Raw genomic sequence first — 24,186 nt, forward strand, 5'->3', positions numbered from 1 at the left:
AAGAAATCTCGTCGAACGCTTCTTCAATAAGCTCAAACAATATCGAGCTATGGCAACACGTTACGACAAGAACCCAGCCAATTTCCTTGCCGCCGCCAAAATCATTGCTACCCGCATCTGGATCAACGCGTTATGAGTCTACGGCCTAATCGGAAAGAAGATTAGCAGGAGCGACGAGACCGCGTCATCGGTTCGAAGTCGCCGGGCTTTCGTCATATGCCCACGCTGAGGATGCCAAACGAAAATCCCTTGCCTCAAACCTACATTTTCGCGCCTGGGATCACCAGGATAGTTGGATTAGCCTGACGCGTAATCGTGGTAGTCGTGGTCGTGGTTGACTTAGCGGGCTGCGTAACGGTTGGCTGTCCATGGACGTTGTTCGCCGGAGTTGTTGTTGCTGGCTTGGTCACGGTCGTAGTCACGGACGCAAGTTGCAAAGTTGACGCTTCCAGGACGGCAAGTGCGAAATCGCTATAGTCCTTGCGATTATCTGACCAAAGAGCGTGCTTTCCGAATTTGCCAAGCGGAACACAATCTGGCCCGCATATTTCTGGGCGATCACTGGCACTGTAGAAAAACCATCGATGTGTGGGCGGATGATTGACGAGCGTTTTTAGATCGGCTGGCTTCAGCGGTTCACCTTCGATTGCGTTTGCGTACAAGTCCCTCATTACCTGTATAGCCTTCGGAGAAGTGGTGACGGACGCAACGGTGGAAATGCCGCTCGAAAAACCGCCTAATGTTAGAGTTGCCGCGTTGGTATGATCGCTAACGGTGTCAGATCGCCCAAGAGCCAACATTCCAGCACTCGTGGTAGCAATGGTCGTTGGGCCATACAGAACCAATGTCGGTACAGCGTAAGGCTCATCGACAGAGCGTGAAAGTTGCGCTTTGATTTGGTCATATTCCGAGTCCGCCGCTTTGTCCTCAAAGCTTCTTATTACGTCTGAGTTCCTATCCGCGGTGCAAGACGCCAATGCGGCCAACATAGCCGCCGCCAGAATCGCTTTGGTTGTTTTCATCACGCCCCCCAACTTCCCAGACAGCAAACTCTAGGGTGTAATCATGAAGAGTCGAGTCAAATAGTAGTCGCCTCCGGCGCTGTGACAATTTGTCATGTGACCCAACGGATGGCATTGAAATTGGAGATGGCCATGCGCGACACAATAGACGAGGCGGCTTCGTTGACCGCGCTGTCGCTCCCTCACCAAGAGCCGATGGAACTGGAATTCGCCCACGACCACGCCGCTCAGGGAATGGGTGGTTCCGGCGAGCCCGTGCAAGTCGTTGTTCTATGGCTGAATGGCCGCACTCTCGTCTATCCGGCGAGGTTGCCTGATGGCTTCCCCTTACGCTGCGCCGTGGGCGTCCGAGGACACTGTCAGCCCGCAGGATTGCGTTGCCTGGCTGAGAGCGAAGATTGCCCCGCCACCAGCGCCAGAAGAGCCGGCCGAAATCGATGGCAAATGAAGTTTGATCTTGAAGAAGCCCAGATGATCAATCCGGATTGCATTTGATGCTGTCGATCATCATTGCTGATGTCGAAACCCAGCCCTCACCGAATTTCGTTTTGACGTGCCAGCGAGTTTTGGATTTACCAAGGATCTTAGCTCCGGCATGGTCTGGCAAATCAGTGCAGGACATCTGTTTCTGGTCGCAGACAGGTGAACCCATTTTCACCCAGCAATCCATTTGATTGGTGGACGTGCATAGCGTGCGGACGCATTTGTCAAACTTCACGGCATGGGCATAGGCTGACGTAGAGCAACTGAAAACAACGCAGGTGGCAAGAGCTGTCGGTAGCTTCAAGGCGGCCTCCTCCGGGACACGATGGACGAAAACCTAGCTGGAACACTGACATAGTGCAAGGCGACGTGGTTGTGATCGGCAGTGGGAACGCGCATGAGCGACATTCCTTGCCCGGCCCGAGAACCAATTCTGTGAACGCTGCAAATCGATCGGCTTGCTGAACACCGGTCACCTCCGTCCGGACGGCTCACCTCAGACGAACACGCACCGCATGCATCCGGTTGCCTACCACCATGTACCGCAGCGAGGCGACAGGCGATTGTTCTGGGACGAAACGAATTGGGAAGTCGCCTGTCCAGATCACCATGACATCCGAATTCAGCAGGAGGAAAGCGGCACGTTCAAGACCAGCACAGACAGCAACGGCCGACCGCTTGATCCTACTCATCCGTGGAACAGTGGGGTTGTTTGACGTTGCGAATTACCTGCATTTCGACGCAAAAACGTCATATGCCCTATCTCGTGTTACGTGGCCTAACCGCAAATCTGCTCAGGCTCGCCCCGGGCAAGGATTCCATCAATCTCAAGCGCAAAACCGCAAACTGGGATGACAAATATCTGCCAGCCGTAATCCGAGGAAATTAACTCACCCGATTGCCCAACGGCATCCGCCTGCATTCCAGAAAACATGTGCGAGCAGAGGCGTGACGCGGCAGGCGACTGTTCCAAAATTCCCGCCTTCATCGAGCCAGGTGAGCCGGGCACCGGAGAGAGATGGCAATTCGGTAGGCACGTTCTCCAGCCGCGTTTGACAATATCGCCACAGTCATCGCTCATGTTTCCTCGGCAACCGAGGAGCAGCCATGTCCAAGCCCGATACCGGCGTGAACGCCGATCTTCACGGCGCCGTCGCCTTCAATGCCAACAGCGAATGGAACGAGCGGGTCGATTTCGCGCCGCTGGTCAAGAACTCCGCCAAGATCATCAAGGAGATTTCGCCAGATACCGGGCTGCATCCCGATTTCGGCTCCGGTCTCTGGGATGGCGCGCCGATCGGTATTCCGTATATCGTGGTGCCGGAGGGCGAGACGCTGACGAAATTCGTCGACACGCTCTGGCCCGATGAAGGCGACAAGGGTCCCTTCCCCATTCCGCCGGACGCGCCGGTCGAAGGCGGCGGCGATCGGCATGTGATTGTCGTGCAGCTCGACAGTTCGGCGCCGAACGGGCTTGGAAAGCTTTACGAACTCTATAACGCGCATTGGAACGGCCATGCCTGGACCGGTCAGTCGGCCGTGTTCGACCTGCAGGGCGGCGACCATCAGCGGCCGGATGGCTGGACGTCGGCCGATGCGGCCGGCCTGCCGATCTTCCCTGGCCTGGTGCGCTACGACGACGTAAAGAATGCCATTGCCGACGATGCGACGCTCGGGCACGCCCTGCGCTTCACGCTCAGTCAGGCGCTGACGGCGATGAAGGCGGTGGGTGCGGCGAGCCATTGGGCCGATGGTATCGATGGACCGGCGCCGTTCGGCATGCATGTGCGGCTTAGGGCCGACTTTCCGATGCCGGCGGATGCCAGTCCCGAAGTCAAGGTGATCATCAACACGCTCAAGGAATATGGCATGATCCTGGCCGATAACGGCTCGGATTGGTATGTCTCCGGCACGCCCGACAAGCATTGGGACAATGATGCGCTGCATGTACTGGGTCAGGTCCAGGGCGGCGATTTCCAGGTGGTCGACAATTCCAAGATCRGCGTCGTGTTCATCGGCCATGAGACCAGTGATACGATCAATGGCAACGACCGCCGCAACACAATGTTCGGCGATGCGGGCCATGACAGGATTTCAGGTGAAGGCGGCAAGGACAGGCTGACAGGCTGGACCGGCGACGACGTGCTTTCGGGCGGCGGCCAATCCGATATCTTCGTCTTCCAGCAACATTGGGGCAAATCGGCGCGGACGGAAAATCTCGGTAACGACGAGATTACCGATTTCACCGCCAAGGGCAGCCAGCACGATGTCATCGCCATCGACAAGGCCTTTGGCATCCAAAGTTTCGATCAATTGCTGGATGCGACACAAGCGCATGATGGCGACGCGGTGATCCGCCTCAACGGGCATTCGTCGATCACGCTCGACGGCGTCGATCCAGCGGACCTGAGCGCCAAGGATTTCCACTTCGTCTAACCGGCCGCATTGGTCGGCGACTGGAAGAACTGGCGCATTGCCAGCGATACAGCGTCGATGTCATCGATCGGCGTTTCCTCGCATGCCATCGCGCGAGGCGGCAGGTCGAGCTGGAAGGCGCTGCTCGCCTGATACTGCTGGACGGCCTGATCGGCCTTGCCCGCGACGGGCGATTGATCTCTCGACATGGATGATCTCCAAAGAGCTTTTGCTCCATGCAACGTTGCCGTCAGGGCCTCGGTTCCCTTTGGTCTGGTTCAAGAGGTGATATAGCTAACTCGACCATAGATGACTAAAATAGTCATCTTTTTGATGTGCGATTTGTTGACTATTTTATCATATTTTATAGAACGCCCGTGCGCTCGGCAGGCAGACGGTTACACTTCGCCCTTTCCGAGCCAGGGGCATGACTTCAAAAGCCAGGCAGCCGGCATCTCCAGATCGACCGCACCGAGCCAGTTCGACATCCCGCACATCCCTTCACCACCGCCAGGCCTGCCTGGCGGACCAAGGCGCTTGTCCAAACGGGCCGACACGACCGGGACGCAAACCCGGCATTGCAAGGAGAGAAACCAATGGCTGACGACATGATCACGATCGACGCGTCCGCGCTTTCGTCGTTCGACTATTCGACTTACATCTACAATTACTTTTCAAGCGAGAATGTCGGCACGACCAAAGGCGCGTCCACTTATTATGGCGGCACCTATACGCAGGGCTTCGGCTATTATAACGGCACGGAAGTCGGCTTCCGCTACACCACCGATCCGGCCAACACCTCCCAGGTGGTGCTGCAGGGCTCGGGCATCGCCTATGACGGCATCTATAACCAGGGACACGGTATTTCCGGCAATGTCGACGGCTTCACCCTCGGCTCCTATGACGAAAACACGACCTATAGCCAGGACGATACGGCGGGTACGCGCAGCGAACTCGAGGGGGTGATCAAGGGCCTCGTCGTCTCCGGACTCGACTATAGTGCCGCGGTCGGCACGGGTACCGGCACCGACAATCTGGTCAACACGATCTATTACGCTTTGCAGAAGGCCAATACGATCGTCGATCTCGATAGCGACGGCACCAGCGGCCAGGAATATGTCGACCAGATCTATGCGCTGCTATCGCAGAAGGCGCAGCATTTCATCGGCTCGTCTGGCGCCGACAACTATACCGGCACGGAGTTCGGCGACTTAATCGAGGGCGGTGCCGGCGCCGATACGCTGGCGGGCGGCGCAGGCGACGACACCTATGTCGTCACAGACGCCGGCAACGTCATCGTCGAAGAGGTAGATGGCGGCAATGACACGATCAAGACGGCGCTCAGCCATTGGCAGATGGCCGACAATGTCGAAAACCTGATCCAGACCGGCGATGCCGGCCAGTGGAGCTATGGTACCACCACGTCCAACACGATGACGGCCAATGACAATGGCGGCGTGCTCTATGGCATGGGCGGCGGCGACACGTTGAATGGCGGCGCCGGCGACGACGAACTGCATGCCATGGGCTCTACCGATGATGGCGCCAGCGACATCCTGAACGGCGGCGCAGGCGACGACCTGCTCGATGGCGGCGCAGGCGCCGACAGCATGACCGGCGGCACCGGCAATGACACCTATGTCGTCGATAGCGCCGACGACACGGTGATCGAGAATGACGGCGAAGGGACGGACACGATTGAGACGGCGTTCAATCACTACCAGATTGCCGCCAATGTCGAGAACCTGCTGCAGACCGGCGATGCCGGCCAGTTCAGCTACGGCAACGCGCTCGGCAACACGATGACGGCCAATGAAAATGGCGGCGTGCTTCTGGGCCTGGGCGGCTCGGACACGCTGATCGGCTCGGCGGGCGACGACCAGCTGTTCGGCAATGGCGACACGGATGATGGCAAGGCAGACGTGATGCAGGGCAATGCCGGCAATGACCAGCTGACCGGCGGTACGGGCAACGACACACTCGATGGCGGTACCGGCACCGACACCATGACCGGCGGCGGCGGCAATGACAGCTATTTCGTCGACAACAAGAAAGATGTCGTCACTGAAGTCGATGGCGGCGGTACCGACAAGGTCAGCGCCGCGATCAATTACACGCTGGGTGATTTCGTCGAAAAGCTCGTTATCACCGGCACCGACGATCTCAAAGGCAGCGGCAATGCGCTCGACAACGTGCTCGACGGCAATGGCGGCAGCAATGTGCTGAAGGGTCTTGACGGCGACGACACGATCCGCGGCGCCGGCGGTGCCGACAAGATCTATGGTGGTCTCGGCATCGACCGGCTCGCCGGCGGCGCCGGCGCCGATATGTTCTACTTTGAGACCGGTGAAACCGGGGAGACGAAGAAGACGGCCGATTTCATCACCGATTTCAGCGCCAAGCAGCATGACATCATCGATCTCTCCGGCTTCGATGCCAATGACGGCAAGAAGGGCGTGCAGGACTTCGATTTCATCGGCACCGACAAGTTCTCGCACCAAGCCGGCGAGCTGCGTTACGTGACGGGAGCTGACGACACCTACATTGCCGGCGATACGGACGGCGACGGCAAAGCCGACTTCATGATCCACTTGGGCGGCGCGCTGAAAGTCACGGACGATTTCTTCCAGTTCTGACCGGGTCGGCGGACCTGTTGATGGGGGGCGAGCTGCAAGGCTCGCCCCCTTTGTTTTGCGCCTCGATATCGGAAAAACCGATAGCGACTTTCTGCAGAAAGAAATTGCGAAAGCGATCGAAAACGGTTTCATTGTATCAGGGAACAAAAACGGGAGAATGATCATGAAGACCGTCTGGAAATCGACGACCGCCCTCGTCATCGCCATGAGCTTTGCCGGCCAGACTTTTGCTGCCGAGATGCTGCAGAAGGTCGGCCCCGGTGAAGGCGCGCTGTCGATCGTCGCCTGGGCCGGCTATATCGAGCGTGGTGACAGCGACAAGAATTACAACTGGGTCACCGATTTCGAAAAGCAGACGGGCTGCAAGGTCTCGGTGAAGGTTGCCGCCACCTCTGACGAAATGGTCACGCTGATGAACCAGGGCGGTTTCGACCTGGTGACCGCGTCGGGTGACGCTTCGCTGCGCCTCGTTGCCGGCGGCAAGGTTCAGCCGATCAATATCGACCTGGTCAAGAGCTTCTCCACTGTCGACAAGCGGTTGCAGAACGCGCCCTGGAATACGGTCGACGGCGTCCATTACGGCGTGCCCTATCAATGGGGGCCAAACGTGCTGATGTACAATACCAAGGTGTTCGGCGCCAAGAAACCGGACAGCTGGAGCGTGGTGTTCGATGAGCAGACGCTGCCCGACGGCAAGTCCAACAAGGGCCGCGTGCAGGCCTATGACGGCCCGATCTATATTGCCGACGCCGCCCTCTACCTGAAGTCCAAGCAGCCAGACCTCGGCATCAAGGACCCCTACGAGCTCAATGAAACGCAATATGCCGCGGCGATCGACCTGCTTAAGAACCAGCGCAAGCTGGTCGGCCGCTACTGGCATGATGCCACCGTGCAGACCGACGACTTCAAGAATGAAGGCGTGGTCGCCTCCTCGTCCTGGCCGTATCAGGTGAACCTGCTCGCCGCCGACAAGCAGCCCGTCGCCTCGGTCTTCCCCAAGGAAGGCGCCACCGGTTGGGCGGATACGACGATGATGCATGCGGATGCCACCCATCCCAACTGCGCCTATATGTGGATGGAACATTCGCTATCGCCGAAGGTCCAAGGCGATGTCGCTGCCTGGTTCGGCTCGGTACCGGTCGTGCCGGCTGCCTGCAAGGGCAATGCGCTGCTGACGGATAGCGGCTGCACCGCCAATGGCTTCGACGATTTCGACAAGATCAGCTTCTGGAAAACGCCTGTCGCCAAGTGCAAAAGCGAAGGGACCTGCGTGCCGTATCACCGCTGGGTGTCGGATTTCATCGCTGTGGAAGGCGGGCAGTGAGGTCGGCCGCCCGGAACGAGCGGTAAGCGATCCGGGCTGATACTGCGGCTTGCGGATATCGTCGAAGGCGTGCCCGCGAACGGTGTTGTACCGACGCTAGGTTTGCTTTCGCAGAATCCTTCGGGGCCACCCCCCTCTGCCCTGCCGGGCATCTCCCCCTCAAGGGGGGAGATCGGCCAGAGGCTCGCACCCCGCGTCAAACTGACGTAGAGCGCGAAACATCCGATTATAGTGAGAGAGAGTAGCGAGAGCGCCCCATCYAATCACCCTCCTTGAGGGGGAGATGTCCGGCAGGGCAGAGGGGGTGGCCCCGCGTACTTCCCGCGACGATCGACGCGCCAACGACGCATTCAAGCAGTCCAAACACTCTTTGATTTCGGAGACTTCATGCCCATGACCACGGCCGTTACCTTCCGCGATGTCTCGCGCCATTTCGGCAACGTGAAGGCCGTCGACAAGGTCAGTCTCGACATTGCCGAAGGCGAGTTCTTCGCCATGCTCGGGCCGTCCGGTTCCGGCAAGACCACCTGTCTGCGGCTGATTGCCGGCTTCGAGCAGCCGACTGGTGGCACGATCGAGATTTTCGGCGCCAATGCCAATGGCGTTCCGCCATGGAAGCGCAGCGTCAACACCGTGTTCCAGGACTATGCACTGTTTCCGCATATGAACATTCTCGACAATGTCTCCTATGGCCTGATGGTGCGCGGTATCGACAAGGCAACACGCCACAGGTCGGCAGAACAGGCTCTCGAACTTGTCGCGCTCGGCGGCTATGGCAGCCGCAAGACCGGCCAATTGTCCGGCGGTCAGCGGCAGCGCGTGGCGCTGGCGCGCGCTTTGGTCAACCAGCCCAAAGTGCTGCTGCTCGACGAACCGCTCGGTGCGCTTGACCTGAAACTGCGCGAGCAGATGCAGGAAGAACTCAAGGCGCTGCAGAAATCGCTCGGCATCACCTTCGTCTTCGTCACCCACGACCAGGGCGAGGCTTTATCCATGGCCGATCGCGTCGCCGTGTTCAACGAGGGCGGCATCGTCCAGGCCGGTTCGCCGGAGGACATCTACCAGCGGCCGGCGTCGAAATTCGTCGCCGATTTCGTCGGCTCATCCAACATCCTGCCGCCGGAATTCACCGCCTCGCTGATCGGCAAGCGTGCCTGGGCAAGCCTGCGGCCGGAAGACATCCGCGCCGGCCAGGGCGACGAACCGGCGCTGACGATTCGCGCCCAGCTGACCAGCCGCAGTTTCCTCGGTTCGGTGGTGCGCGTCGCACTCGATACCGGCACGGTCAAGCTGCATGCCAACCTGCCCGCGGGAACATGGGTGCCAGCCGATGGCGAAAACATGCTGCTCAATTTCCCACGCGAGGCAGTGCACATCCTGGGAGATACGGCATGACGGAGGGAGCACTCAATACGGGGCGCGATAGCACCCTCTCCCGGCTCTCCGCCATATTCTGGCGTCAGCCGCGCGCGCTGTTGATGCTGATGCTGATCCCGCCGCTGCTCTGGCTCGGCCTCATCTATGTCGGCTCGCTGATCGCGCTGTTGCTCAACAGCTTCTTCTCGATCGACGATTTCTCCGGCCTGATCCAATACCAGCTGACGCTCGACACCTATGCGCAACTGTTCACGCCGGCCAATTTCGACATCATCGTGCGCACGGTGGTGATGGCGGCGCTGGTGACGCTGGCATCGGGCATCATCGCCTTTCCGATCGCCTATTATGCCGCCCGCTATGCCAGAGGCCGGTGGAAAGCGATGTTCTATCTCGGCGCCATGCTGCCGCTGTGGTCGAGCTATCTTGTCAAAGTCTATGCCTGGAAGCTGATCCTCGCCAAGGAAGGCATCCTCAACTGGATTTTTGCCAAGCTGCACATTTCCTGGCTGCTCGACGCTTATCTGTCGCTGCCCGTGGTCGGCGGCAATTCGCTGTCAGTGACCTATACCGGTACGTTCATCGTCTTCGTCTATATCTGGCTGCCCTATATGATCATTCCGGTGCAGGCGGCGCTGGAGCGGGTGCCGGGCAATCTGATCGAAGCCTCCTATGATCTTGGCGGCGCGCCGGGCCAGACATTCCGCTATGTGCTGTTTCCGCTGGCGCTGCCCGGCATCATCGCCGGCTCGATCTTCACCTTCTCGCTGACATTGGGCGACTATATCATTCCCGGCATTATCGGCTCGTCGCGGCTGTTCATCGGCCAGGCGGTGTATACGCAGCAGGGCACGGCCGGCAATGTGCCGCTGGCTGCCGCCTTCTCGGTCGTGCCGATCGTCATCATGGGCTTCTATCTCTGGATCGCCAAGAAACAGGGAGCCTTCGATGCGCTCTGAGAACTCCGCTCCACTCTCGCTGAAACTTGCCGCCGGCGCCGGCCTGCTATTCATGGCGCTGCCGATCCTGCTGATCTTCGTCTATGCCTTTACGACAGAGGAAAAGAGCTTTCAGTGGCCGCCGCCGGGGCTGACGCTGAAATGGTTCGGGCGCGCCTGGGACCGGCCGGATGTCTGGCAGGCGCTGACGCTGTCGCTGCAGGTGGCCGTCGTCGCCACGCTGGTGGCGCTGATCCTCGGCACGCTGTGCGCCGCCGCCGTCGCACGCTCGAATTTCTTCGGCAAAGAAGGCATTTCGCTGCTGGTCATCCTGCCGATTGCGCTCCCCGGCATCGTCACCGGTATCGCCTTGCGCTCAGCCTTCGGATTGCTGGAGATCCCTTTCTCCTATTGGACGATCGTGCTCGGCCACGCGACTTTCTGCATCGTCGTCGTCTACAACAATGCGGTGGCGCGCTTCCGCCGGCTTCCGGGTTCGCTGGTCGAGGCAAGCTATGATCTCGGCGCCGATGGTTTCCAGACCTTCCGCTATATCGTGCTGCCGAATATCGGCACAGCGCTGGTCGCCGGCGGCATGCTGGCCTTCGCGCTGTCGTTCGACGAGGTGATCGTCACCACCTTCACTGCCGGCCAGCAGGCGACGATCCCGATCTGGATGCTCGAGCAACTGATCCGCCCGCGCGAGCGACCGGTCACCAATGTCGTCGCCATGATCGTGGTGCTGGTGACCTTCCTGCCAATTCTCGGCGCTTATTACCTGACCCGGAACGCGAGCGACACCGCCGGTTCCGGCAAATAAAGGAGGACAAAATGGATACGCAATTGCTGATTGGCTCGACATTCGAGGCCGGCACAGAGAATGAGGAACAGATTCTCAATCCGAAGACGGGAGATACGGTCGCGGGCATCCCGGAAGCCTCGGCCTCGCAGATCGACCGCGCCGTCGACGCGGCGGAAACAGCCTTTTCCAGTTGGTCCGAGACGACGCCGGCCCAGCGCTCCGGCTATCTGCTGAAGATCGCCGATGCGATCGAGAAGGATGCGGAAGGCTTCGCAGCGCTCGAGGCGCTCAATTGCGGCAAGCCGATCAACGCGGTGCTCAACGATGAAATCCCCGCGATCGTCGATTGCTACCGTTTCTTCGCCGGCGCGATCCGGACCCAGCATGGGCCGGTGGCCTCGGAATATCTGCCCGGCTTCACCTCGATGATCCGCCGCGATCCGGTCGGTATTATCGGCTCGATCGCACCATGGAACTATCCGCTGATGATGGCGGCGTGGAAACTGGCGCCGGCGCTGGCGGGCGGCAACACGGTCGTCTTCAAGCCCTCCGAACAGACGCCGCTGACGGCGTTGAAGCTCGCCAAGGTGATGGCCGATGTCCTGCCGGAAGGGGTGTTCAACCTCGTGCTCGGCCGCGGCGAAACCACCGGCAACTATCTGATCAACCATCCGAAGATCAACATGGTGTCGATCACCGGCGATGTCGCCACCGGCAAGAAAGTGCTGCAGGCGGCCTCGAAGACCGTCAAGCGCACGCATCTGGAGCTCGGCGGCAAAGCCCCGGTGATCATTTTCGACGATGCCGATATCGATGCTGCCGTGCAGGCCATCAAGATCTTCGGCTACTACAATGCCGGCCAGGATTGCACCGCCGCCTGCCGCGTCTATGCGCATGCGAAGATCTACGACAAATTCGTCGCCGATCTCTCAGCCGCCGTCTCGACCATCAAGTACAATCTGGCCGATGACACCGAAAACGAGATCGGGCCGCTGATCTCCAAGCGCCAGCGTGACCGCGTTGCCAGCTTCGTCGAACGTGCCGCCGAGCTCGGCCACATGCAGATCGCCACCGGCGGCAAGCTGGGTTCCGAAAAAGGTTTCTTCTATCAGCCCACCGTGGTCGCCGGCGCCCGGCAGGACGACGAGATCGTTCGCCGCGAAGTGTTCGGCCCGGTCGTGTCGGTCACCCGTTTCGGCGACGACGACGATGTGATCGGCTGGGCCAATGACAGCGACTACGGCCTCGCCTCCTCCGTCTGGACCAAGGATGTGTCGCGGGCAATGAAGGCCTCGGCCAAACTGCAATATGGCTGCACCTGGGTGAACACGCATTTCATGCTCACCAATGAGATGCCGCATGGCGGCTTGAAGCAGTCCGGCTATGGCAAGGATATGTCCATGTATGCGCTGGAGGACTACACCGTCGTCCGGCACGTGATGATCGCCCATTAAAGCAACCCGAATTCCTTCGGCATCCGTGGATGCCGGAGGAATTCACCAATCGGTGACAACCATGTCCAAGATGACGGCAACCTTGCGCGTATTGGAGCCTTTTCCTGGCCTTTATGCCTATTACGACGGGCGGATCGCGGGAAAATGGCTCTATTCGGACAAGCCGAACTGGCTCGACGATGGCGCCTACAGTCTCGGTATCGCCTCCTATGCCTTGGTCTCAGGCGACCAGGCCGTGGTCTATGACACCCATATCTCCATCGAACATGCTCAGGCAATCCGCGCGCATCTGACCTCGCTGGGTGTCCGCGACATGCGCGTCGTGCTCAGCCACTGGCACGACGATCACATCGCCGGCAATGCCGTCTTCGCTGATTGCGAGATCATTGCCCTTGATCGCACAGCCGCGAAGTTGCGAGACAATGCGGCGAAGCTGGAAACGGCTACCCCGCCGATCAAACCGCTGGTCATGCCCAACCGACTGTTCGACACCCGGCTGGACCTGACACTCGGCGGTCGTGCCATCGAGCTTCACCATTTCGATATACACAGCGCCGATGGTTGCGTGCTGTGGTTGCCGGACGAGCATGTTCTTCTCGCCGGCGACACGCTGGAAGATACGGTGACCTATATTTCAGAGGCCGAGCATGTCGCGACTCATATCGATGAGTTGACGAGGATGAAGACCTGGCCGATCCGGCACATCCTGCCAAATCACGGTGCGCCGGACCGGATCGCGGCAGGCGGCTATGGAAAGAGCCTAATCGATGCCAACCGGAACTACTTGTGGCGCCTGCTCGATGCCGAGGAACGAGCCCGTGCTCGGGACCTGTCGCTCAGAGGCTTTGTCGCTGAGGACATCGCCTTCGGCGCGCTCATCTATTTCGAACCATATGAAGCCGTCCACCGCGAAAATTTGGCGGCACTTGAAGCCTTGCAGCGACCGTAAAGTTCGTAAGAAAACGGCTATGCAGGTGTCCGTGCGGAAGTCAGCATCGCGGACCAGGACGACAGGATTGCATCGACGTCAGCGGCATACCAGCCCGACGCGTTGATCTGATTGAACTCGATAACCTTGTAGCCCTTGGAGGTCTCCGCGATATCCATGACGGCGCTGGAGAGCGGCAGGTAGATGCCTGCAAGCCGCTCAGCCTCGGCAAAGACCCGTTTATCGACACATCGCTCGACATGCCGCTCACCGTCCTTCCGGTATGTGCTGATGTCGATCAACCAGCCTTCGAAGAACCAGCATCTGTGCTCGGCTTCGATCGCTTTCAGATTGCTCACGGAGCAGGCAAGATCGCTCCCTGGAAGCTTCTGTCCCTCGATACGGCGCTCCTCCAGCATTGCGTTCCATGACGCGAGGTCGTAGACGCCACCGGTGAATGCCTTGTCTTCGCTGTCTGGTCGAACATGCAGCCGCTCGCCAGCGGCAAGTCTCTGCAGAAGTTCGGCAATGGGGAGGACAGCCCCGTCACCGTTCAGCGCCTCCGCCTGCAGGATGGGAATCCATGTCGACGCTGCAAAAGCCTTCGAGTCACAGAAGCAATATGGTGAAAGGCTGCTATCACGGCACCGCTTCATCCACCCCACGGACCCGTAGATAATCACACTGGGCCAGTCGGACCACTCGACGCCGATGGCATCGGGATCGAACTTGCCGGTCATGGAGCGATCGACGAAGTCGTGCCCATGTTGCCGGCAGAAGTCGAGACACGGCTGGATCGACCTGCCGATGCGGTCGAAACAGTTGTTCTGCAGCAGAAATATCGGCTTGTCATAATACATGCGGGTGACCGTCTGGTTCAGGCGGCGGCGCGGCGATAGAGGGCCAATGTCCCGGCCAGCGCCAGCAGGGCGCCCCCGCAGATCCTGTCGAGCCACATCGCACCGGATTTGCGCAAATATCGGATCGCCCGAGAGCCCAATGCCGCATAGGACAGCATGACGAGAAAATCGATCGAAGCGAAAACCAGCGCCAGGATGGCATATTGCTCCACCTGCGGCAGGTTGGGCGAGACGAATTGCGGCAGGAAGGCCGAGAAGAACAGATAGCCTTTGGGGTTGGTGACGGCGACGAGAAAGCTCTTGAGGAAGATCGTCCGTGAACTGCCCGGCCCCGAACCAGCATCCTGCAGCGACGTGTCGAGCGAACCCTTCGACCGCAGCAGCATGACGCCGAGATAGGCCAAATAGGCGACGCCGATCCATTTCACAACGGAAAACCAGAATTCCGAGGCAGCCAGAAGAGCGCCGAGGCCGACGGCCACCGCTCCGATCAGAACGAAGTCAGACAACATCGCGCCCGCCATACCCGGTAGCGCACGGCGTATGCCGTAGCGTGAACCATTGGTCAGCGCGAGCAGAACCGTCGGCCCTGGCGTGGCGATGCCGATAAACGCCACCGCCGCAAAGGCGAGAAGTGTGATCTCACTCATGAAGTCCTCCCCGATCGAATGCGCCGCCTCTCGGATGAGATTTTCGCCCGAGAGAGCCATGCTCTATACGTCTCAAATCAGCCCGCGCTTGGCAAGATTGGCCATCAGCGCCCGCATGCCGAACGTCCAGGGCGCGCATTGCGTCGAGAGCCGCACAGTGTTCTCCAGGCTGCCGAGCTTTTCATTCGAGATCGTCACGATGTCGCCGAGCTTGTGGGTAAAGCCCTGCCCCGGCGCATCGCGGTCCTCGACCGGCGCGAACAGCGTGCCCATGAACAGCACGAAACCATCGGGATATTGATGGTGCTTGCCAATGGTCTGGCTGACGAGATCGAGCGGATCGCGGCTGATTTCCTTCATCGAGCTCTTGCCGGCGAGCTTGAAACCATCCTCGCCGGTGACCGCCAGATCGAGATCGGCATTGCGCACGTCATCGATCGAATAAGTATCGTCGAACAGGCGGATGAACGGGCCGACGGCGCAGGAAGCGTTGTTGTCCTTGGCCTTGCCGAGCAGCAGTGCCGAGCGCCCCTCGACATCGCGCAGGTTGACGTCATTGCCGAGCGTGGCGCCCTTGACGACGCCCTTCGAGTTGACGGCGAGCACAACTTCCGGCTCGGGATTGTTCCATTTGGAGATCGGATGCAAGCCGACCTCGGCGCCATAGCCGACCGAGCACATCGGCTGGCCCTTGGTGAACACTTCCGCATCCGGGCCGATGCCGACTTCAAGATATTGCGACCAGACGCCCTCCTCAATCAGCGCTTGTTTCACCCGCGCTGCCTCGTCCGAGCCGGCTTTCAGGTTGCGCAAGGAATCGCCGATCAGTGCGGTAACGCGTTCGCGGACGCGCTCGGCCATTGCCGGATTGCCGGCGGCTTTTTCCTCTATGACGCGTTCGATCATCGAACGGGCGAAGGTGACACCGCAGGCCTTGACCGCCTGCATGTCGCAAGGGGCCAGCAAAAGGCCATTGGCAACGGCATCTTCGAGGGAGAAGAGTGCCTTGCCGGTCTGCGCCTTCACCCAGGCGACCGGATCGTCCATTTCCAACAGGTCGCGCATGGTCGGCGCTTCGCGGCTGGTGACGTCGAACAGCACGCCGTCACGCAGATGGACAACGGCCGGGCCATCGACATTCCTGAGCCAGGCACGTCCAACGAAAGTCCCGGCCGCAAATGTTTCCGCTTTCAGGCTCACCTTCAATCTCCCTCGATCTCGTCACTCCGGCCACAGCTCAGTGCTGCGCCGCATCCTCTCCAATCGACCCGGCATCTGTCGGCCACGGTCCCATGCCCCTGGATAGCCTGTTCCCAGACGAGAGGAAAGGTCGGCTTCGGACCCATCTGACGGTTCGGTCGGATTTCGAAGGGCGTGCGAAACGCGAAGCACACTGCCGTTCCGCATTAAATATGTACCATATTGAAACGGCTCGGAAAAATGCTGCTTTTATCCGCAAAAAAATCGGCAGAAACACGTGCTGAACCGGAGTGTGTGTGCCGACATTTATTGATAATTTTAATTATTTGGTTTACGCTTCGGTCAACAGTGAGGTTTTCACATGCAGAACAAGTTCGCCAAGCAGGATGGCAAGCCGGACGACCGCACGGCGCGCGACGAGAACGATGCGATCAATGCGCGTCTGACCGATCATATCCGCGCCAATACGTTCCGCGTCCCTGTGGTGGCCAGAAGGCGACTGAACCGCGGCATTTTCCGCCAGACGCTGGCGCTGTTCGGGCTGATCGGCCTGATGGTGGTTTCCTATGTCTATGTGCGGCTGATCGGCGAGGAAGCCTGACGGCCTGACATCTCCAAAATAAAGCCGGCGTCGAGCAACCGACGCCGGCTTTTTCTTTGGCTATCGGTTGTCAGTTGACGTGGCAGCCGCGGCTATCTTCCTCGGCCTGGATCTCGTCGACACGGTCCTGTTCCTGCGACGAGAGCCGGACGCGATTGGTGGTGCAGTCGCTATTGTCAAAGGTTTCCCGGCCGAGCTTGGTTTTGAAGCAATAGCCGTTATCGTTGTAGATGCTGTTGCGCTCGTACCAGAGATCGTAGCAGCTCGCGGCGAATGCCGGCTCGACCGAGACGATGACGGCGAGCGCGGAAATCGCGGTGATGACGGAAATACGCATGTCCCTCTCCTTTGCCATGGTGGCGGATGCTTTCCATAACACGGCTTTGACAATGAATTTATTCCCGTTGCGATCGGCCCAGAAATAGTTCCTAAAACAATATCGAATGTAACCGAAGCCTGACCATGGTCTCCGCCGCAACACATCCTGCCGGTATCCGCGATCTCTTCCATCCGTCGAGGCTCGCCGCGACCACGCTGCTCGGTGCGGCGATCGGGCTGGAAGCTCTGGAATTCTACGTGACGACAAGCCTGATGCCGTCGATGGTGCGCGACATCGGCGGATTGTCGCTGCTTGCCTGGACGGCCTCGCTGTTCGTGGCCGCTGTCGTGCTCGGGTCGATTGCCGTGGTCATCCGGCCGAAATGGGCCAATCTCAACCATGTCTATATCGCCGGGGCTCTGAGCTTTGCCGTCGGCTGCGCCATTGTCGGGCTGGCGCCGGAGATGATCACCGTGCTCATCGGCCGCGTCGTGCAGGGTTTCGGCGCCGGCCTCCTGGTGACGATGGGCTACTCCTTCATCCGTTTCGTCTATCCGGAGGGGATGCAGAATGCCGCTTCGGCTTTCTATAGCGCACTCTGGGGCGTTTCCACCCTGCTTGGGCCGACGCTCGGCGGCCTGTTTGCCAATGGCGGAATGTGGCGATGGGCCTTCCTGATCCTCATTCCGCTGGCGCTGATCATGGCACTTGCCGCGCCGAAACTGCTTCCACCCGGTGAGGAGGAGCGGGTCGGGCAACCGGTGCCGTTCGTCCAGATCGGCCTGATCATCGCCGCGATCCTCCTGGTCTCGTTTGCCGGCACGGCGCAGTCCGATGCGGCCCGGATCGTTCTGATGCTTGCCGGTGCTGCCGGCCTGATCGGCTTCATCGCCAGTGAGCGATTGCTTTCCACCCGGCTTCTGCCACGCCGTGCCACCTTCATCCGCGATCCGATCTGTCAGACCTATTTCGCCATGGCGATGCTGATCGCGGTGCTGAATTCCGATGTCTACATTCCCTATTTCCTGCAGGTTCTGCACGGCATCTCGCCGCTGGTCTCGGGCTATATCGTCGCGCTCGTCGCCACCGGCTGGACGGCCATGGGACTGCTGACGGCTTCCTGGCAGGGACGCGCCGCGCGGATCGCCATCCTGGTGGGACCGTTCATCCAGGTGACTGCTGTGCTGTTGCTCGCCGTTGCCCTTGGCCGCAGCAATCCGGAGGCCGATATCCGCATCATCGTGGCGATCTGCGTCTGCCTGTTCTGCATGGGGATGGGCATCGGCGTCGCCTGGGCGCATCTCGTCTCGATCGCGCTCACAGGAACGGGCGAGGACGAGACGGACAAGGCCGGGCCAGCGATCAATCTCATCCAATCTTTGGCCGCATCCTTCGGCGCGGCACTCGCCGGCGTTATCGCCAACAGCGCCGGCCTTGTCGTGCCCGGCGGGGTGGACGGAGGCGTGCCGGCGGCGATCTGGCTTTATGGACTGACCTCGATCGCCGCCTTCCTGGCTATTTTCGCGGTAGTTCCGCTGTTCCGCCGAACGGATTAGGCAAGCAGCGCTGCCTTGTTGTTCTCGAAGAACGAGCGGAACGGGGTCGGCTTCTTGCCGGTCAGCTTTTCGAGATCGCCGCTCTGGTCGCTAAGCTGGCCAAGCCTGATTCCGGCTTCGAAGCTGATCAGCATCGGGATGAGGAAATCCGGTACGCCATGCTGCTTCATGCCGGCGGCGAGCTGTTCGTCGGTCAGCTGGATTACGGTGACAGGCGTGCCAAGGACTTCGCTGGCGAGAACAGCGACCTGGGCCGAGGTGAAGCTTTCAGCGCCGGTGAGTGTGTAGGTGGCGCTTTCCGTCGTGCCCGAAGCGAGCACAGCGGCGATGGCTTCGGCGCAGTCGGCACGCGCGATGAAGGAGACCTTGCCCTCGCCCGTCGAGGTGTACCACTGGCCACCCGACTTCAGCACCGAGGGCAGGCTCATGAACTGGTTTTCCTGATACCAGGTGTTGCGCAGGATGGTGTAGCTGAGGCCAGACGCCTTGATTGCCTCTTCTGTCAGGCGATGATCCGGGGCGAAGATGACCTTGGCATCCGGCGTCGGGTTCGGCATCGACGTGTAGACAATGTGCTTGACGCCGGCGACCTTGGCGGCCTCGACGGCATTGGCGTGCTGGCGGCGGCGGGTGCCCTTGTCGTCGAGCGCGTCGGTGGAGATCAGCGCCAGGCGCGCGGCACCCTTGAAAGCCTCAGCCAAAGCAGCCGTGTCGTCGAAATCAGCCTTGCGGATCTCGACGCCCTTGGCGGCATAGTCGGCGAGCTTGGCCGGATCGCGCGTCGTGGCGATAATGCTGGCGGCCTCGACGCCACGCTCAAGAAGCTTGTCGAGCACCAGACGGCCGAGATGACCGGAGGCGCCGGTCACGAGAAGTTTGTCTGCCATGATCTACCCTTTCCCCGCGGAAGGCACTGCCTTGCCGCTAAATTCGTTTCGGTATATGGTCTCTTTTTGAGACTGGCTTCTATTTATGGCTTTCGAAGATCTTGTAAAGAAGGCAGAAATTTTCCACCTAGTTACCATAAGGGAACCACCTTGGACACGGAAAAGCTGAATCCGGAAATGATGCGCTCGCGCTTGGCTGAGAGGCTCGGCTTCGACCCAGCAAATTGCCCGATACGCGACGTCATGGACAATATCAGCGGCAAATGGAGCTTGCTGATGATGCTGGAGCTGACCGCAGGGCCAAAACGCTTCGGCGAATTGCGCCGCAAGGTGCCGGACATTTCGCAGCGCATGTTGACACAGACGCTGCGCGACCTGCAGCGCGACGGCTATGTGATGCGCACGGTCTATCCGACCCAGCCGCCGAGCGTAGAATACCGGCTGACCGAACTCGGGGAATCCTTCATGAGACCGATCGAGACACTGGTGGATTGGGCCGAGGAGAACCATGAGCGTATCCGCCAGTCCCGTGCGCAATTCGACCAGGCGGCTGTCGAGGCGGCTTGAACGCGTTTTTGTTTGCCGGCTAAATATTCGAAAATATTTTTCCGGCTAAGTAAGTTGACTTTRTGGCTGTAGGCGACGTCGATCGACCGATAACGAAGCTGTGCCTTGTCGATCGGTTTGTGCTGTGTTTTCATGCACCCAGCCAATGCAGTCCATGCAGATAGCCAGGGAGTGGAACTATGGAAACCGTCGAAGGAAATCACGCCACCGTCAGTTTCGACGGCAATAGATGCATCCACGCCCGCCGCTGCGTCATGGGTCAACCAGGCGTGTTCCGCGCCAATGTCGAGGGCGAATGGATCGATGCGGATGGCGCCAGCGCCGAGGAAATCCTGCATGTAGCGCTCAACTGTCCCTCCGGCGCCATCACCGTGCGCCGCAAGGATGGCGGCGCCGACGAGAAGGCGCCGCGCGCCAACATCATCATTGTGCGCGAAAACGGGCCGCTTGCCGTCAATGCCGAACTCGTGGTCGACGGCCATGGCGAGATGTTCCGCGCCACGCTCTGCCGCTGCGGCCTGTCGAAGAACAAGCCGTTCTGTGACAATTCCCATATCGAGGGCGGATTTTCGGCCACCGGCGAGCCGGTTGCAAAGGAATCGAAGCTGGCGATCACCGACCTGACCGGCACAGTGACGGTATCGCCGCAACCCAATGGTCCCCTGATGGTGACAGGCCGGCTGGAAATCGATTCCGGCACCGGCCACAATGTCGCGCGGGTGGAGAAGACCTGGCTCTGCCGCTGCGGGCAATCGAAGAACAAGCCGTATTGCGATGGGTCGCACAAGGCTGCGGGGTTTGAGGCGCCGTAGGGGGCGATATTTTCATACGTCTTTCGAGCGACATACCCCCTCTGCCCTGCCGGGCATCTCCCCCTCAAGGGGGGAGATTGACTCGCGGCAGCCGCTCGCGCCCATCTCAACGTTGCCGATGGGCGGTGGGGGTGCCCCTTGCCAATCTCCCCCCTTGAGGGGGAGATGCCCGGCAGGGTAGAGGGGGGTGGCCCTAACCTCAACGCCCAATGCTCACGCCTTCACATATTTCCGCCAATCATGTTCCTCCTCGAAGCCGAGCACCTCGCGGATCTTGCGGTTCGACAGCAGGCCTTCGTATTCACCGATCTCCCGCGTAAACTTCACGTTCGGGAAGAAGCGCGCCGCCAGTTCCCGGCTCGGCGTGTTGGCCGAGACCGTGTCGTTGGCGGCATTGAACACCTGATACCCCATGCCATCCTTCTCGATGCAGCGATGCACGATCTGGCCAAGATCACGGGCGTCGATATAGGACCATGCAATGCGCTTGCGCATTTCCGGATGGGCGAAGAATTCCGGAAACCTTTCGTATTCATGCGGCTCGATGACATTGCCGATGCGCAGCGCATAGATGTCGGCGCCGGAGCGCTCAGCGAACGCACGCGCCGTCTTTTCATTGACCACCTTCGACAGCCCGTAGGAATCCATCGGATTGACGTCGTAATCCTCTTCGAGCGGGAACTGATGGAAGTCGCGATGGCCTTCGGCGAAGCAGATCCCATAGGTCGTCTCGCTGGAGGCGACGATGATCTTGCGAATGCCGAGTTTCACCGCCGCTTCGATGACATTGTAGGTGCCCATCGTGTTGACGCGGAAGGTCTCGTTGTCAGTCTTGATCAGGATGCGCGGAATGGCGGCGAAATGCACCACGGCATCGAAAGGCTGCACGCCCCTGCCATGATCGAGATCGGGAGAATCCCGGTGCATGCTCATCGCATCGAACATCTGGCCGGAATCGGTGATGTCGGCGATCAGGTTGGTGACGCCGGGGCTATCGAGCGGCACGAGATCGACATTGTGCACCTCGTAGCCGGCATTCACCAGCCACGGCACCGCATGCCGCCCCGCCTTGCCCGAACCGCCGGTGAAGAAAATCCGCTTTTTCATGATTGGCCTCCGCTGTGATGGCGAAGGTGTAATCAATTTGTATGAGGAATGCCAGTCGTAGCCGATCACTTGAATGCGATCTCGCGTAGCTTGCTTCAGAACAGGACGAAATCGTCCATGCCGAGCTTGGTCTTGTTGTCGAGATCGGCGAATTCGATCGCCGCGTACTTCCTGCCCGAACCATCCGCGTCGTAGAACAGTTCCCCGGTCTTGGTGTTGTAGATCAGAAAATCGTTCTTATCCAAGGCTTTGGCACCAATGCGCAGTTCCGTGCCATCGAGGCTGTCGCCGATGGCGGCAAATAAATCCGGCGACAGGTCGATATCGTCGACGCCGTGTTTGAAGCCCTTGATAATGTCGAGATTGGTCTTGGCGTTGAGCGCGGTGTCAAACTTGAAATCGTCTGCGCCATTGCCACCCACAAGAACGTCCTTGCCGAGGCCGCCGTCGAGATATGAATTCGAGGCACCCGCCGTAATCGTGTCATTGCCCGCGCCGCCATCGGCATAGAAATCCAGTCCCTTCTGGTTACGGCCGAAGATCGTGTCATTGCCGGTGCCGCCCAGAACTTCGGGGAAGATATTGACATTGTGGCCGATGGCGCCGGTCGCGTGGCGAAAATCGGCGATCTGACCGCCGTTGGCGAGTTGCAACGTACGGAAGCCCAGCACTTCGCCGCTGAAATCGAGCTTTGCCTTGTCGGCCATTTGAAAGATCAGCCGGTCGCTGGGATCGAACGACAGGTCGATCTCCTTGAAGCCGAGCAATTGTGCAGTGCCGATCTTGAGCACATAGGACTGCGGATAGGGATAGTTGTCGACGATGAGCTTTTCGAAGCCCTTGATTGTCGCGGTGCTCAGGTCCCACTTGGTCTTGCCGAAGAAGTCGATGTGCAATTCGTCGGTGTCGGCGCCGCCGTCATAGGTCTCGCCCTTCTCGAATTCGCCATCCATGATGATCGAGACGGTGTCGTCGCCCTTCCCGGCGAGGATCTGATCCTTGCCCTCACCGCCATTGATCGTGTCCGCACCGTCGAGGCCAGACAGGAGATCGTTACCCATCGCTCCGACAAGCGTATCGGCCATGTTGCCGCCGGTCAGCGTGTCGATATCGTTGCCGCCGTAGAGTTCGTTGGTGCCATCAAGGGCGCCATCTATGTCGCTGGCGTGATTGGCGCCGATATAGACCAGATTTTCGAAATGGGTGGCTTCACCGTCATCCTCGCCGGCAAGCTTGAATTTGCCCGTCGCCATGTCGAAGCTGATATCACCGATGTCACCGTTGCGGTCCAGGTAAAGAGTATCGCTGCCGCTGCCGCCGTCGATATCGAGCGCGCCCAATCCCTTGCGCACCACATCGTTGCCGCCCCGCGCCTCGATATGGTCGTCGCCATCATGGGTGTCGATGTCATCGTCACCGTCGGTGGAAATCAGATAATCGGCCTTGTCGCCGCTGGTGAAGGTCAGCTTCTCGATGCTCTCGAGATATTCGCCGTTGTAGATGCCATCGATCTTGACCATGGCCGTGGCGTTCGACATGTCGAGATGGATCGAGATCTGCTCGTTGGTCTCGAGATTGACGACGCCGGCATAGGTGATGAATGCCCAGTCATTGCCTGCGCCGCCGAACAGGATATCCGACGGCGTGTCGGTCATCCCATCGGCATATTTTCCCGGTCCGTCGCCATAGGTATAGTCGCCCTGATAGATGAGGTTCGGCCCGGCATGCAGGACATCATCACCGTCGCCGCCCAGCAGCACGTCGTTTCCAGTGCCGGCGATCAGGGTATCGTTGCCGTCGCCGCCATCCAGCAGGTCGGAGCCGTCGGCGTCGGAGGCATTCTGGGTCTGGTCCCGCCCATAAAGGAGGTCGTTGCCGCCCTGGCCTTTCAGGCTATCGTCCGATGAGGACCCGTAGATGGTGTCGTCGCTATCCGTAGCCGGCATATTTTCCCCCATACTCTGCTCGACGCGGCGGCCAGCGAAAAATTAGCAGAATATGGAAACTTACCTATCCCCTGATCAGGGGAGCGAAACCGATATGCCCAAAACAAAAGGCCCCGCAGTTTCCCGCAGGGCCTTTCTTCAATTCGATATTGTTCGTCGATTACTCGACGATGGAGGCGACGATGCCGGCGCCGACGGTACGGCCGCCTTCGCGGATAGCGAAGCGCAGCTTCTCTTCCATCGCGATCGGAACGATCAGCTCGACGTCAACGGCCACGTTGTCGCCCGGCATGACCATTTCCGTG

At 59.7% G+C, this 24,186-nt stretch carries 25 protein-coding genes and 1 pseudogene; 14 read left to right on the forward strand and 12 right to left on the reverse strand.

All coding sequences use genetic code 11. The features are described 5' to 3' along the window. Positions 1 to 136 (forward strand): annotated as a pseudogene (locus AC1DYF_RS37730) (IS5/IS1182 family transposase); the annotation flags it as partial. Positions 137 to 260: 124 nt separating this feature from the next. On the opposite strand, the gene AC1DYF_RS37735 reads toward AC1DYF_RS37730, so the two are convergent. Continuing rightward, on the reverse strand, positions 261 to 1,022 hold the full coding sequence (locus AC1DYF_RS37735; protein WP_477883725.1) for a hypothetical protein: 762 nt from the start codon (positions 1,020 to 1,022) through the stop codon (positions 261 to 263). Between the two features lie 132 nt (positions 1,023 to 1,154). On the opposite strand from AC1DYF_RS37735, the gene AC1DYF_RS37740 reads away from it, so the two are divergent. Continuing rightward, entirely contained in the window at positions 1,155 to 1,517 is a 363-nt protein-coding gene (locus AC1DYF_RS37740; protein WP_477883727.1) for a hypothetical protein, read from the forward strand. On the opposite strand, the gene AC1DYF_RS37745 is transcribed toward AC1DYF_RS37740, so the two are convergent. After that, positions 1,498 to 1,809: a hypothetical protein gene (locus tag AC1DYF_RS37745; RefSeq protein WP_477883728.1), complete on the reverse strand. Its 312-nt coding sequence runs from the start codon at positions 1,807 to 1,809 to the stop codon at positions 1,498 to 1,500. The two genes, AC1DYF_RS37740 and AC1DYF_RS37745, sit on opposite strands and share 20 nt — an antisense overlap. A gap of 474 nt (positions 1,810 to 2,283) precedes the next feature. Beyond that, positions 2,284 to 2,586, reverse strand: coding sequence for a hypothetical protein (locus AC1DYF_RS37750; RefSeq protein ID WP_477883730.1), 303 nt, complete (start codon positions 2,584 to 2,586; stop codon positions 2,284 to 2,286). Positions 2,587 to 2,612: 26 nt separating this feature from the next. Between AC1DYF_RS37750 and AC1DYF_RS37755 the strand changes: the two genes are divergently transcribed. Next, positions 2,613 to 3,941: a calcium-binding protein gene (locus tag AC1DYF_RS37755; RefSeq protein ID WP_477883731.1), complete on the forward strand. Its 1,329-nt coding sequence runs from the start codon at positions 2,613 to 2,615 to the stop codon at positions 3,939 to 3,941. On the opposite strand, the gene AC1DYF_RS37760 is transcribed toward AC1DYF_RS37755, so the two are convergent. After that, the gene (locus tag AC1DYF_RS37760) at positions 3,938 to 4,129 is read right to left on the reverse strand and encodes a hypothetical protein (RefSeq protein WP_477883732.1); all 192 of its coding nucleotides are present in this window, start codon (positions 4,127 to 4,129) and stop codon (positions 3,938 to 3,940) included. The two genes, AC1DYF_RS37755 and AC1DYF_RS37760, sit on opposite strands and share 4 nt — an antisense overlap. Positions 4,130 to 4,516: 387 nt before the next feature. Between AC1DYF_RS37760 and AC1DYF_RS37765 the strand changes: the two genes are divergently transcribed. From AC1DYF_RS37765 to AC1DYF_RS37795, 7 genes are all read left to right on the forward strand, one after another. After that, positions 4,517 to 6,556 (forward strand): calcium-binding protein, encoded by a 2,040-nt coding sequence (locus tag AC1DYF_RS37765; protein ID WP_477883734.1) that lies wholly within the window; start codon positions 4,517 to 4,519, stop codon positions 6,554 to 6,556. A gap of 163 nt (positions 6,557 to 6,719) precedes the next feature. Then, on the forward strand, positions 6,720 to 7,880 hold the full coding sequence (locus AC1DYF_RS37770) for an ABC transporter substrate-binding protein (RefSeq protein ID WP_477883735.1): 1,161 nt from the start codon (positions 6,720 to 6,722) through the stop codon (positions 7,878 to 7,880). Between the two features lie 393 nt (positions 7,881 to 8,273). Next, positions 8,274 to 9,275 carry an ABC transporter ATP-binding protein gene (locus AC1DYF_RS37775; protein ID WP_477883754.1) on the forward strand — a complete coding sequence of 334 codons (1,002 nt, stop codon included), beginning with the start codon at positions 8,274 to 8,276 and terminating at the stop codon, positions 9,273 to 9,275. Continuing rightward, on the forward strand, positions 9,272 to 10,213 hold the full coding sequence (locus AC1DYF_RS37780) for an ABC transporter permease (RefSeq protein WP_477883737.1): 942 nt from the start codon (positions 9,272 to 9,274) through the stop codon (positions 10,211 to 10,213). The genes AC1DYF_RS37775 and AC1DYF_RS37780 overlap by 4 nt, the downstream gene beginning before the upstream one ends. Then, positions 10,203 to 11,012: an ABC transporter permease gene (locus AC1DYF_RS37785; protein ID WP_477883738.1), complete on the forward strand. Its 810-nt coding sequence runs from the start codon at positions 10,203 to 10,205 to the stop codon at positions 11,010 to 11,012. The genes AC1DYF_RS37780 and AC1DYF_RS37785 overlap by 11 nt, the downstream gene beginning before the upstream one ends. An 11-nt stretch (positions 11,013 to 11,023) precedes the next feature. Further along, positions 11,024 to 12,448, forward strand: a complete 1,425-nt coding sequence (locus tag AC1DYF_RS37790) for a gamma-aminobutyraldehyde dehydrogenase (RefSeq protein ID WP_477883739.1) — start codon at positions 11,024 to 11,026, stop codon at positions 12,446 to 12,448. 61 nt (positions 12,449 to 12,509) lie between these two features. Further along, positions 12,510 to 13,397, forward strand: a complete 888-nt coding sequence (locus AC1DYF_RS37795) for an MBL fold metallo-hydrolase (protein ID WP_477883740.1) — start codon at positions 12,510 to 12,512, stop codon at positions 13,395 to 13,397. A gap of 17 nt (positions 13,398 to 13,414) precedes the next feature. On the opposite strand, the gene AC1DYF_RS37800 is transcribed toward AC1DYF_RS37795, so the two are convergent. The 3 genes from AC1DYF_RS37800 to AC1DYF_RS37810 form a co-directional block, all read right to left on the reverse strand. Further along, a complete protein-coding gene (locus tag AC1DYF_RS37800) occupies positions 13,415 to 14,116 on the reverse strand; it encodes an ATP-grasp domain-containing protein (RefSeq protein WP_477883742.1) in 702 nt (233 codons plus the stop codon). 137 nt (positions 14,117 to 14,253) lie between these two features. Continuing rightward, positions 14,254 to 14,886, reverse strand: a complete 633-nt coding sequence (locus AC1DYF_RS37805) for a LysE family translocator (protein ID WP_477883743.1) — start codon at positions 14,884 to 14,886, stop codon at positions 14,254 to 14,256. Between the two features lie 72 nt (positions 14,887 to 14,958). Further along, positions 14,959 to 16,086 carry a fumarylacetoacetate hydrolase family protein gene (locus AC1DYF_RS37810; RefSeq protein WP_477883744.1) on the reverse strand — a complete coding sequence of 376 codons (1,128 nt, stop codon included), beginning with the start codon at positions 16,084 to 16,086 and terminating at the stop codon, positions 14,959 to 14,961. A gap of 361 nt (positions 16,087 to 16,447) precedes the next feature. On the opposite strand from AC1DYF_RS37810, the gene AC1DYF_RS37815 reads away from it, so the two are divergent. Further along, positions 16,448 to 16,687, forward strand: a complete 240-nt coding sequence (locus AC1DYF_RS37815; protein WP_477883746.1) for a hypothetical protein — start codon at positions 16,448 to 16,450, stop codon at positions 16,685 to 16,687. Positions 16,688 to 16,757: 70 nt separating this feature from the next. On the opposite strand, the gene AC1DYF_RS37820 is transcribed toward AC1DYF_RS37815, so the two are convergent. Continuing rightward, on the reverse strand, positions 16,758 to 17,024 hold the full coding sequence (locus AC1DYF_RS37820) for a YARHG domain-containing protein (RefSeq protein ID WP_477883747.1): 267 nt from the start codon (positions 17,022 to 17,024) through the stop codon (positions 16,758 to 16,760). A gap of 125 nt (positions 17,025 to 17,149) precedes the next feature. Between AC1DYF_RS37820 and AC1DYF_RS37825 the strand changes: the two genes are divergently transcribed. Next, positions 17,150 to 18,562, forward strand: a complete 1,413-nt coding sequence (locus AC1DYF_RS37825) for an MFS transporter (protein WP_477883748.1) — start codon at positions 17,150 to 17,152, stop codon at positions 18,560 to 18,562. Here the strand turns inward: AC1DYF_RS37825 and AC1DYF_RS37830 are convergent. Next, the gene (locus AC1DYF_RS37830) at positions 18,559 to 19,449 is read right to left on the reverse strand and encodes an SDR family oxidoreductase (RefSeq protein ID WP_477883749.1); all 891 of its coding nucleotides are present in this window, start codon (positions 19,447 to 19,449) and stop codon (positions 18,559 to 18,561) included. The genes AC1DYF_RS37825 and AC1DYF_RS37830 overlap by 4 nt on opposite strands. 177 nt (positions 19,450 to 19,626) lie before the next feature. Between AC1DYF_RS37830 and AC1DYF_RS37835 the strand changes: the two genes are divergently transcribed. Next, on the forward strand, positions 19,627 to 20,016 hold the full coding sequence (locus AC1DYF_RS37835; RefSeq protein WP_477883756.1) for a winged helix-turn-helix transcriptional regulator: 390 nt from the start codon (positions 19,627 to 19,629) through the stop codon (positions 20,014 to 20,016). Positions 20,017 to 20,195: 179 nt separating this feature from the next. Continuing rightward, positions 20,196 to 20,828 (forward strand): CDGSH iron-sulfur domain-containing protein, encoded by a 633-nt coding sequence (locus tag AC1DYF_RS37840; RefSeq protein ID WP_477883750.1) that lies wholly within the window; start codon positions 20,196 to 20,198, stop codon positions 20,826 to 20,828. Positions 20,829 to 21,041: 213 nt separating this feature from the next. On the opposite strand, the gene AC1DYF_RS37845 is transcribed toward AC1DYF_RS37840, so the two are convergent. The 3 genes from AC1DYF_RS37845 to AC1DYF_RS37855 all read right to left on the reverse strand — a co-directional run. Then, a complete protein-coding gene (locus tag AC1DYF_RS37845) occupies positions 21,042 to 21,935 on the reverse strand; it encodes an NAD-dependent epimerase/dehydratase family protein (protein WP_477883751.1) in 894 nt (297 codons plus the stop codon). Positions 21,936 to 22,030: 95 nt separating this feature from the next. Further along, positions 22,031 to 23,881 carry a calcium-binding protein gene (locus AC1DYF_RS37850; RefSeq protein WP_477883753.1) on the reverse strand — a complete coding sequence of 617 codons (1,851 nt, stop codon included), beginning with the start codon at positions 23,879 to 23,881 and terminating at the stop codon, positions 22,031 to 22,033. 160 nt (positions 23,882 to 24,041) lie between these two features. Then, positions 24,042 to 24,186, reverse strand: a 145-nt coding sequence (locus AC1DYF_RS37855; RefSeq protein WP_477883521.1) for an EF-Tu C-terminal domain-related protein, incomplete at its 5' end; no start/stop codon positions are given.

The organism is Rhizobium sp. P2_G9, assembly GCF_056403475.1.

What these genes read in the sequence shown, in the direction of transcription:
- AC1DYF_RS37850 (WP_477883753.1), bottom strand. Translation starts at nt 23,881, where the DNA reads ATGCCGGCTACGGATAGCGACGACACCATCTACGGGTCCTCATCGGAC.
- AC1DYF_RS37740 (WP_477883727.1), top strand. Translation starts at nt 1,155, where the DNA reads ATGCGCGACACAATAGACGAGGCGGCTTCGTTGACCGCGCTGTCGCTC.
- AC1DYF_RS37760 (WP_477883732.1), bottom strand. Translation starts at nt 4,129, where the DNA reads ATGTCGAGAGATCAATCGCCCGTCGCGGGCAAGGCCGATCAGGCCGTC.
- AC1DYF_RS37830 (WP_477883749.1), bottom strand. Translation starts at nt 19,449, where the DNA reads ATGGCAGACAAACTTCTCGTGACCGGCGCCTCCGGTCATCTCGGCCGT.
- AC1DYF_RS37775 (WP_477883754.1), top strand. Translation starts at nt 8,274, where the DNA reads ATGACCACGGCCGTTACCTTCCGCGATGTCTCGCGCCATTTCGGCAAC.
- AC1DYF_RS37815 (WP_477883746.1), top strand. Translation starts at nt 16,448, where the DNA reads ATGCAGAACAAGTTCGCCAAGCAGGATGGCAAGCCGGACGACCGCACG.
- AC1DYF_RS37840 (WP_477883750.1), top strand. Translation starts at nt 20,196, where the DNA reads ATGGAAACCGTCGAAGGAAATCACGCCACCGTCAGTTTCGACGGCAAT.
- AC1DYF_RS37835 (WP_477883756.1), top strand. Translation starts at nt 19,627, where the DNA reads ATGATGCGCTCGCGCTTGGCTGAGAGGCTCGGCTTCGACCCAGCAAAT.
- AC1DYF_RS37825 (WP_477883748.1), top strand. Translation starts at nt 17,150, where the DNA reads ATGGTCTCCGCCGCAACACATCCTGCCGGTATCCGCGATCTCTTCCAT.
- AC1DYF_RS37845 (WP_477883751.1), bottom strand. Translation starts at nt 21,935, where the DNA reads ATGAAAAAGCGGATTTTCTTCACCGGCGGTTCGGGCAAGGCGGGGCGG.
- AC1DYF_RS37790 (WP_477883739.1), top strand. Translation starts at nt 11,024, where the DNA reads ATGGATACGCAATTGCTGATTGGCTCGACATTCGAGGCCGGCACAGAG.
- AC1DYF_RS37795 (WP_477883740.1), top strand. Translation starts at nt 12,510, where the DNA reads ATGTCCAAGATGACGGCAACCTTGCGCGTATTGGAGCCTTTTCCTGGC.
- AC1DYF_RS37750 (WP_477883730.1), bottom strand. Translation starts at nt 2,586, where the DNA reads ATGAGCGATGACTGTGGCGATATTGTCAAACGCGGCTGGAGAACGTGC.
- AC1DYF_RS37820 (WP_477883747.1), bottom strand. Translation starts at nt 17,024, where the DNA reads ATGCGTATTTCCGTCATCACCGCGATTTCCGCGCTCGCCGTCATCGTC.
- AC1DYF_RS37735 (WP_477883725.1), bottom strand. Translation starts at nt 1,022, where the DNA reads ATGAAAACAACCAAAGCGATTCTGGCGGCGGCTATGTTGGCCGCATTG.
- AC1DYF_RS37780 (WP_477883737.1), top strand. Translation starts at nt 9,272, where the DNA reads ATGACGGAGGGAGCACTCAATACGGGGCGCGATAGCACCCTCTCCCGG.
- AC1DYF_RS37805 (WP_477883743.1), bottom strand. Translation starts at nt 14,886, where the DNA reads ATGAGTGAGATCACACTTCTCGCCTTTGCGGCGGTGGCGTTTATCGGC.
- AC1DYF_RS37770 (WP_477883735.1), top strand. Translation starts at nt 6,720, where the DNA reads ATGAAGACCGTCTGGAAATCGACGACCGCCCTCGTCATCGCCATGAGC.
- AC1DYF_RS37765 (WP_477883734.1), top strand. Translation starts at nt 4,517, where the DNA reads ATGGCTGACGACATGATCACGATCGACGCGTCCGCGCTTTCGTCGTTC.
- AC1DYF_RS37785 (WP_477883738.1), top strand. Translation starts at nt 10,203, where the DNA reads ATGCGCTCTGAGAACTCCGCTCCACTCTCGCTGAAACTTGCCGCCGGC.
- AC1DYF_RS37800 (WP_477883742.1), bottom strand. Translation starts at nt 14,116, where the DNA reads ATGACCGGCAAGTTCGATCCCGATGCCATCGGCGTCGAGTGGTCCGAC.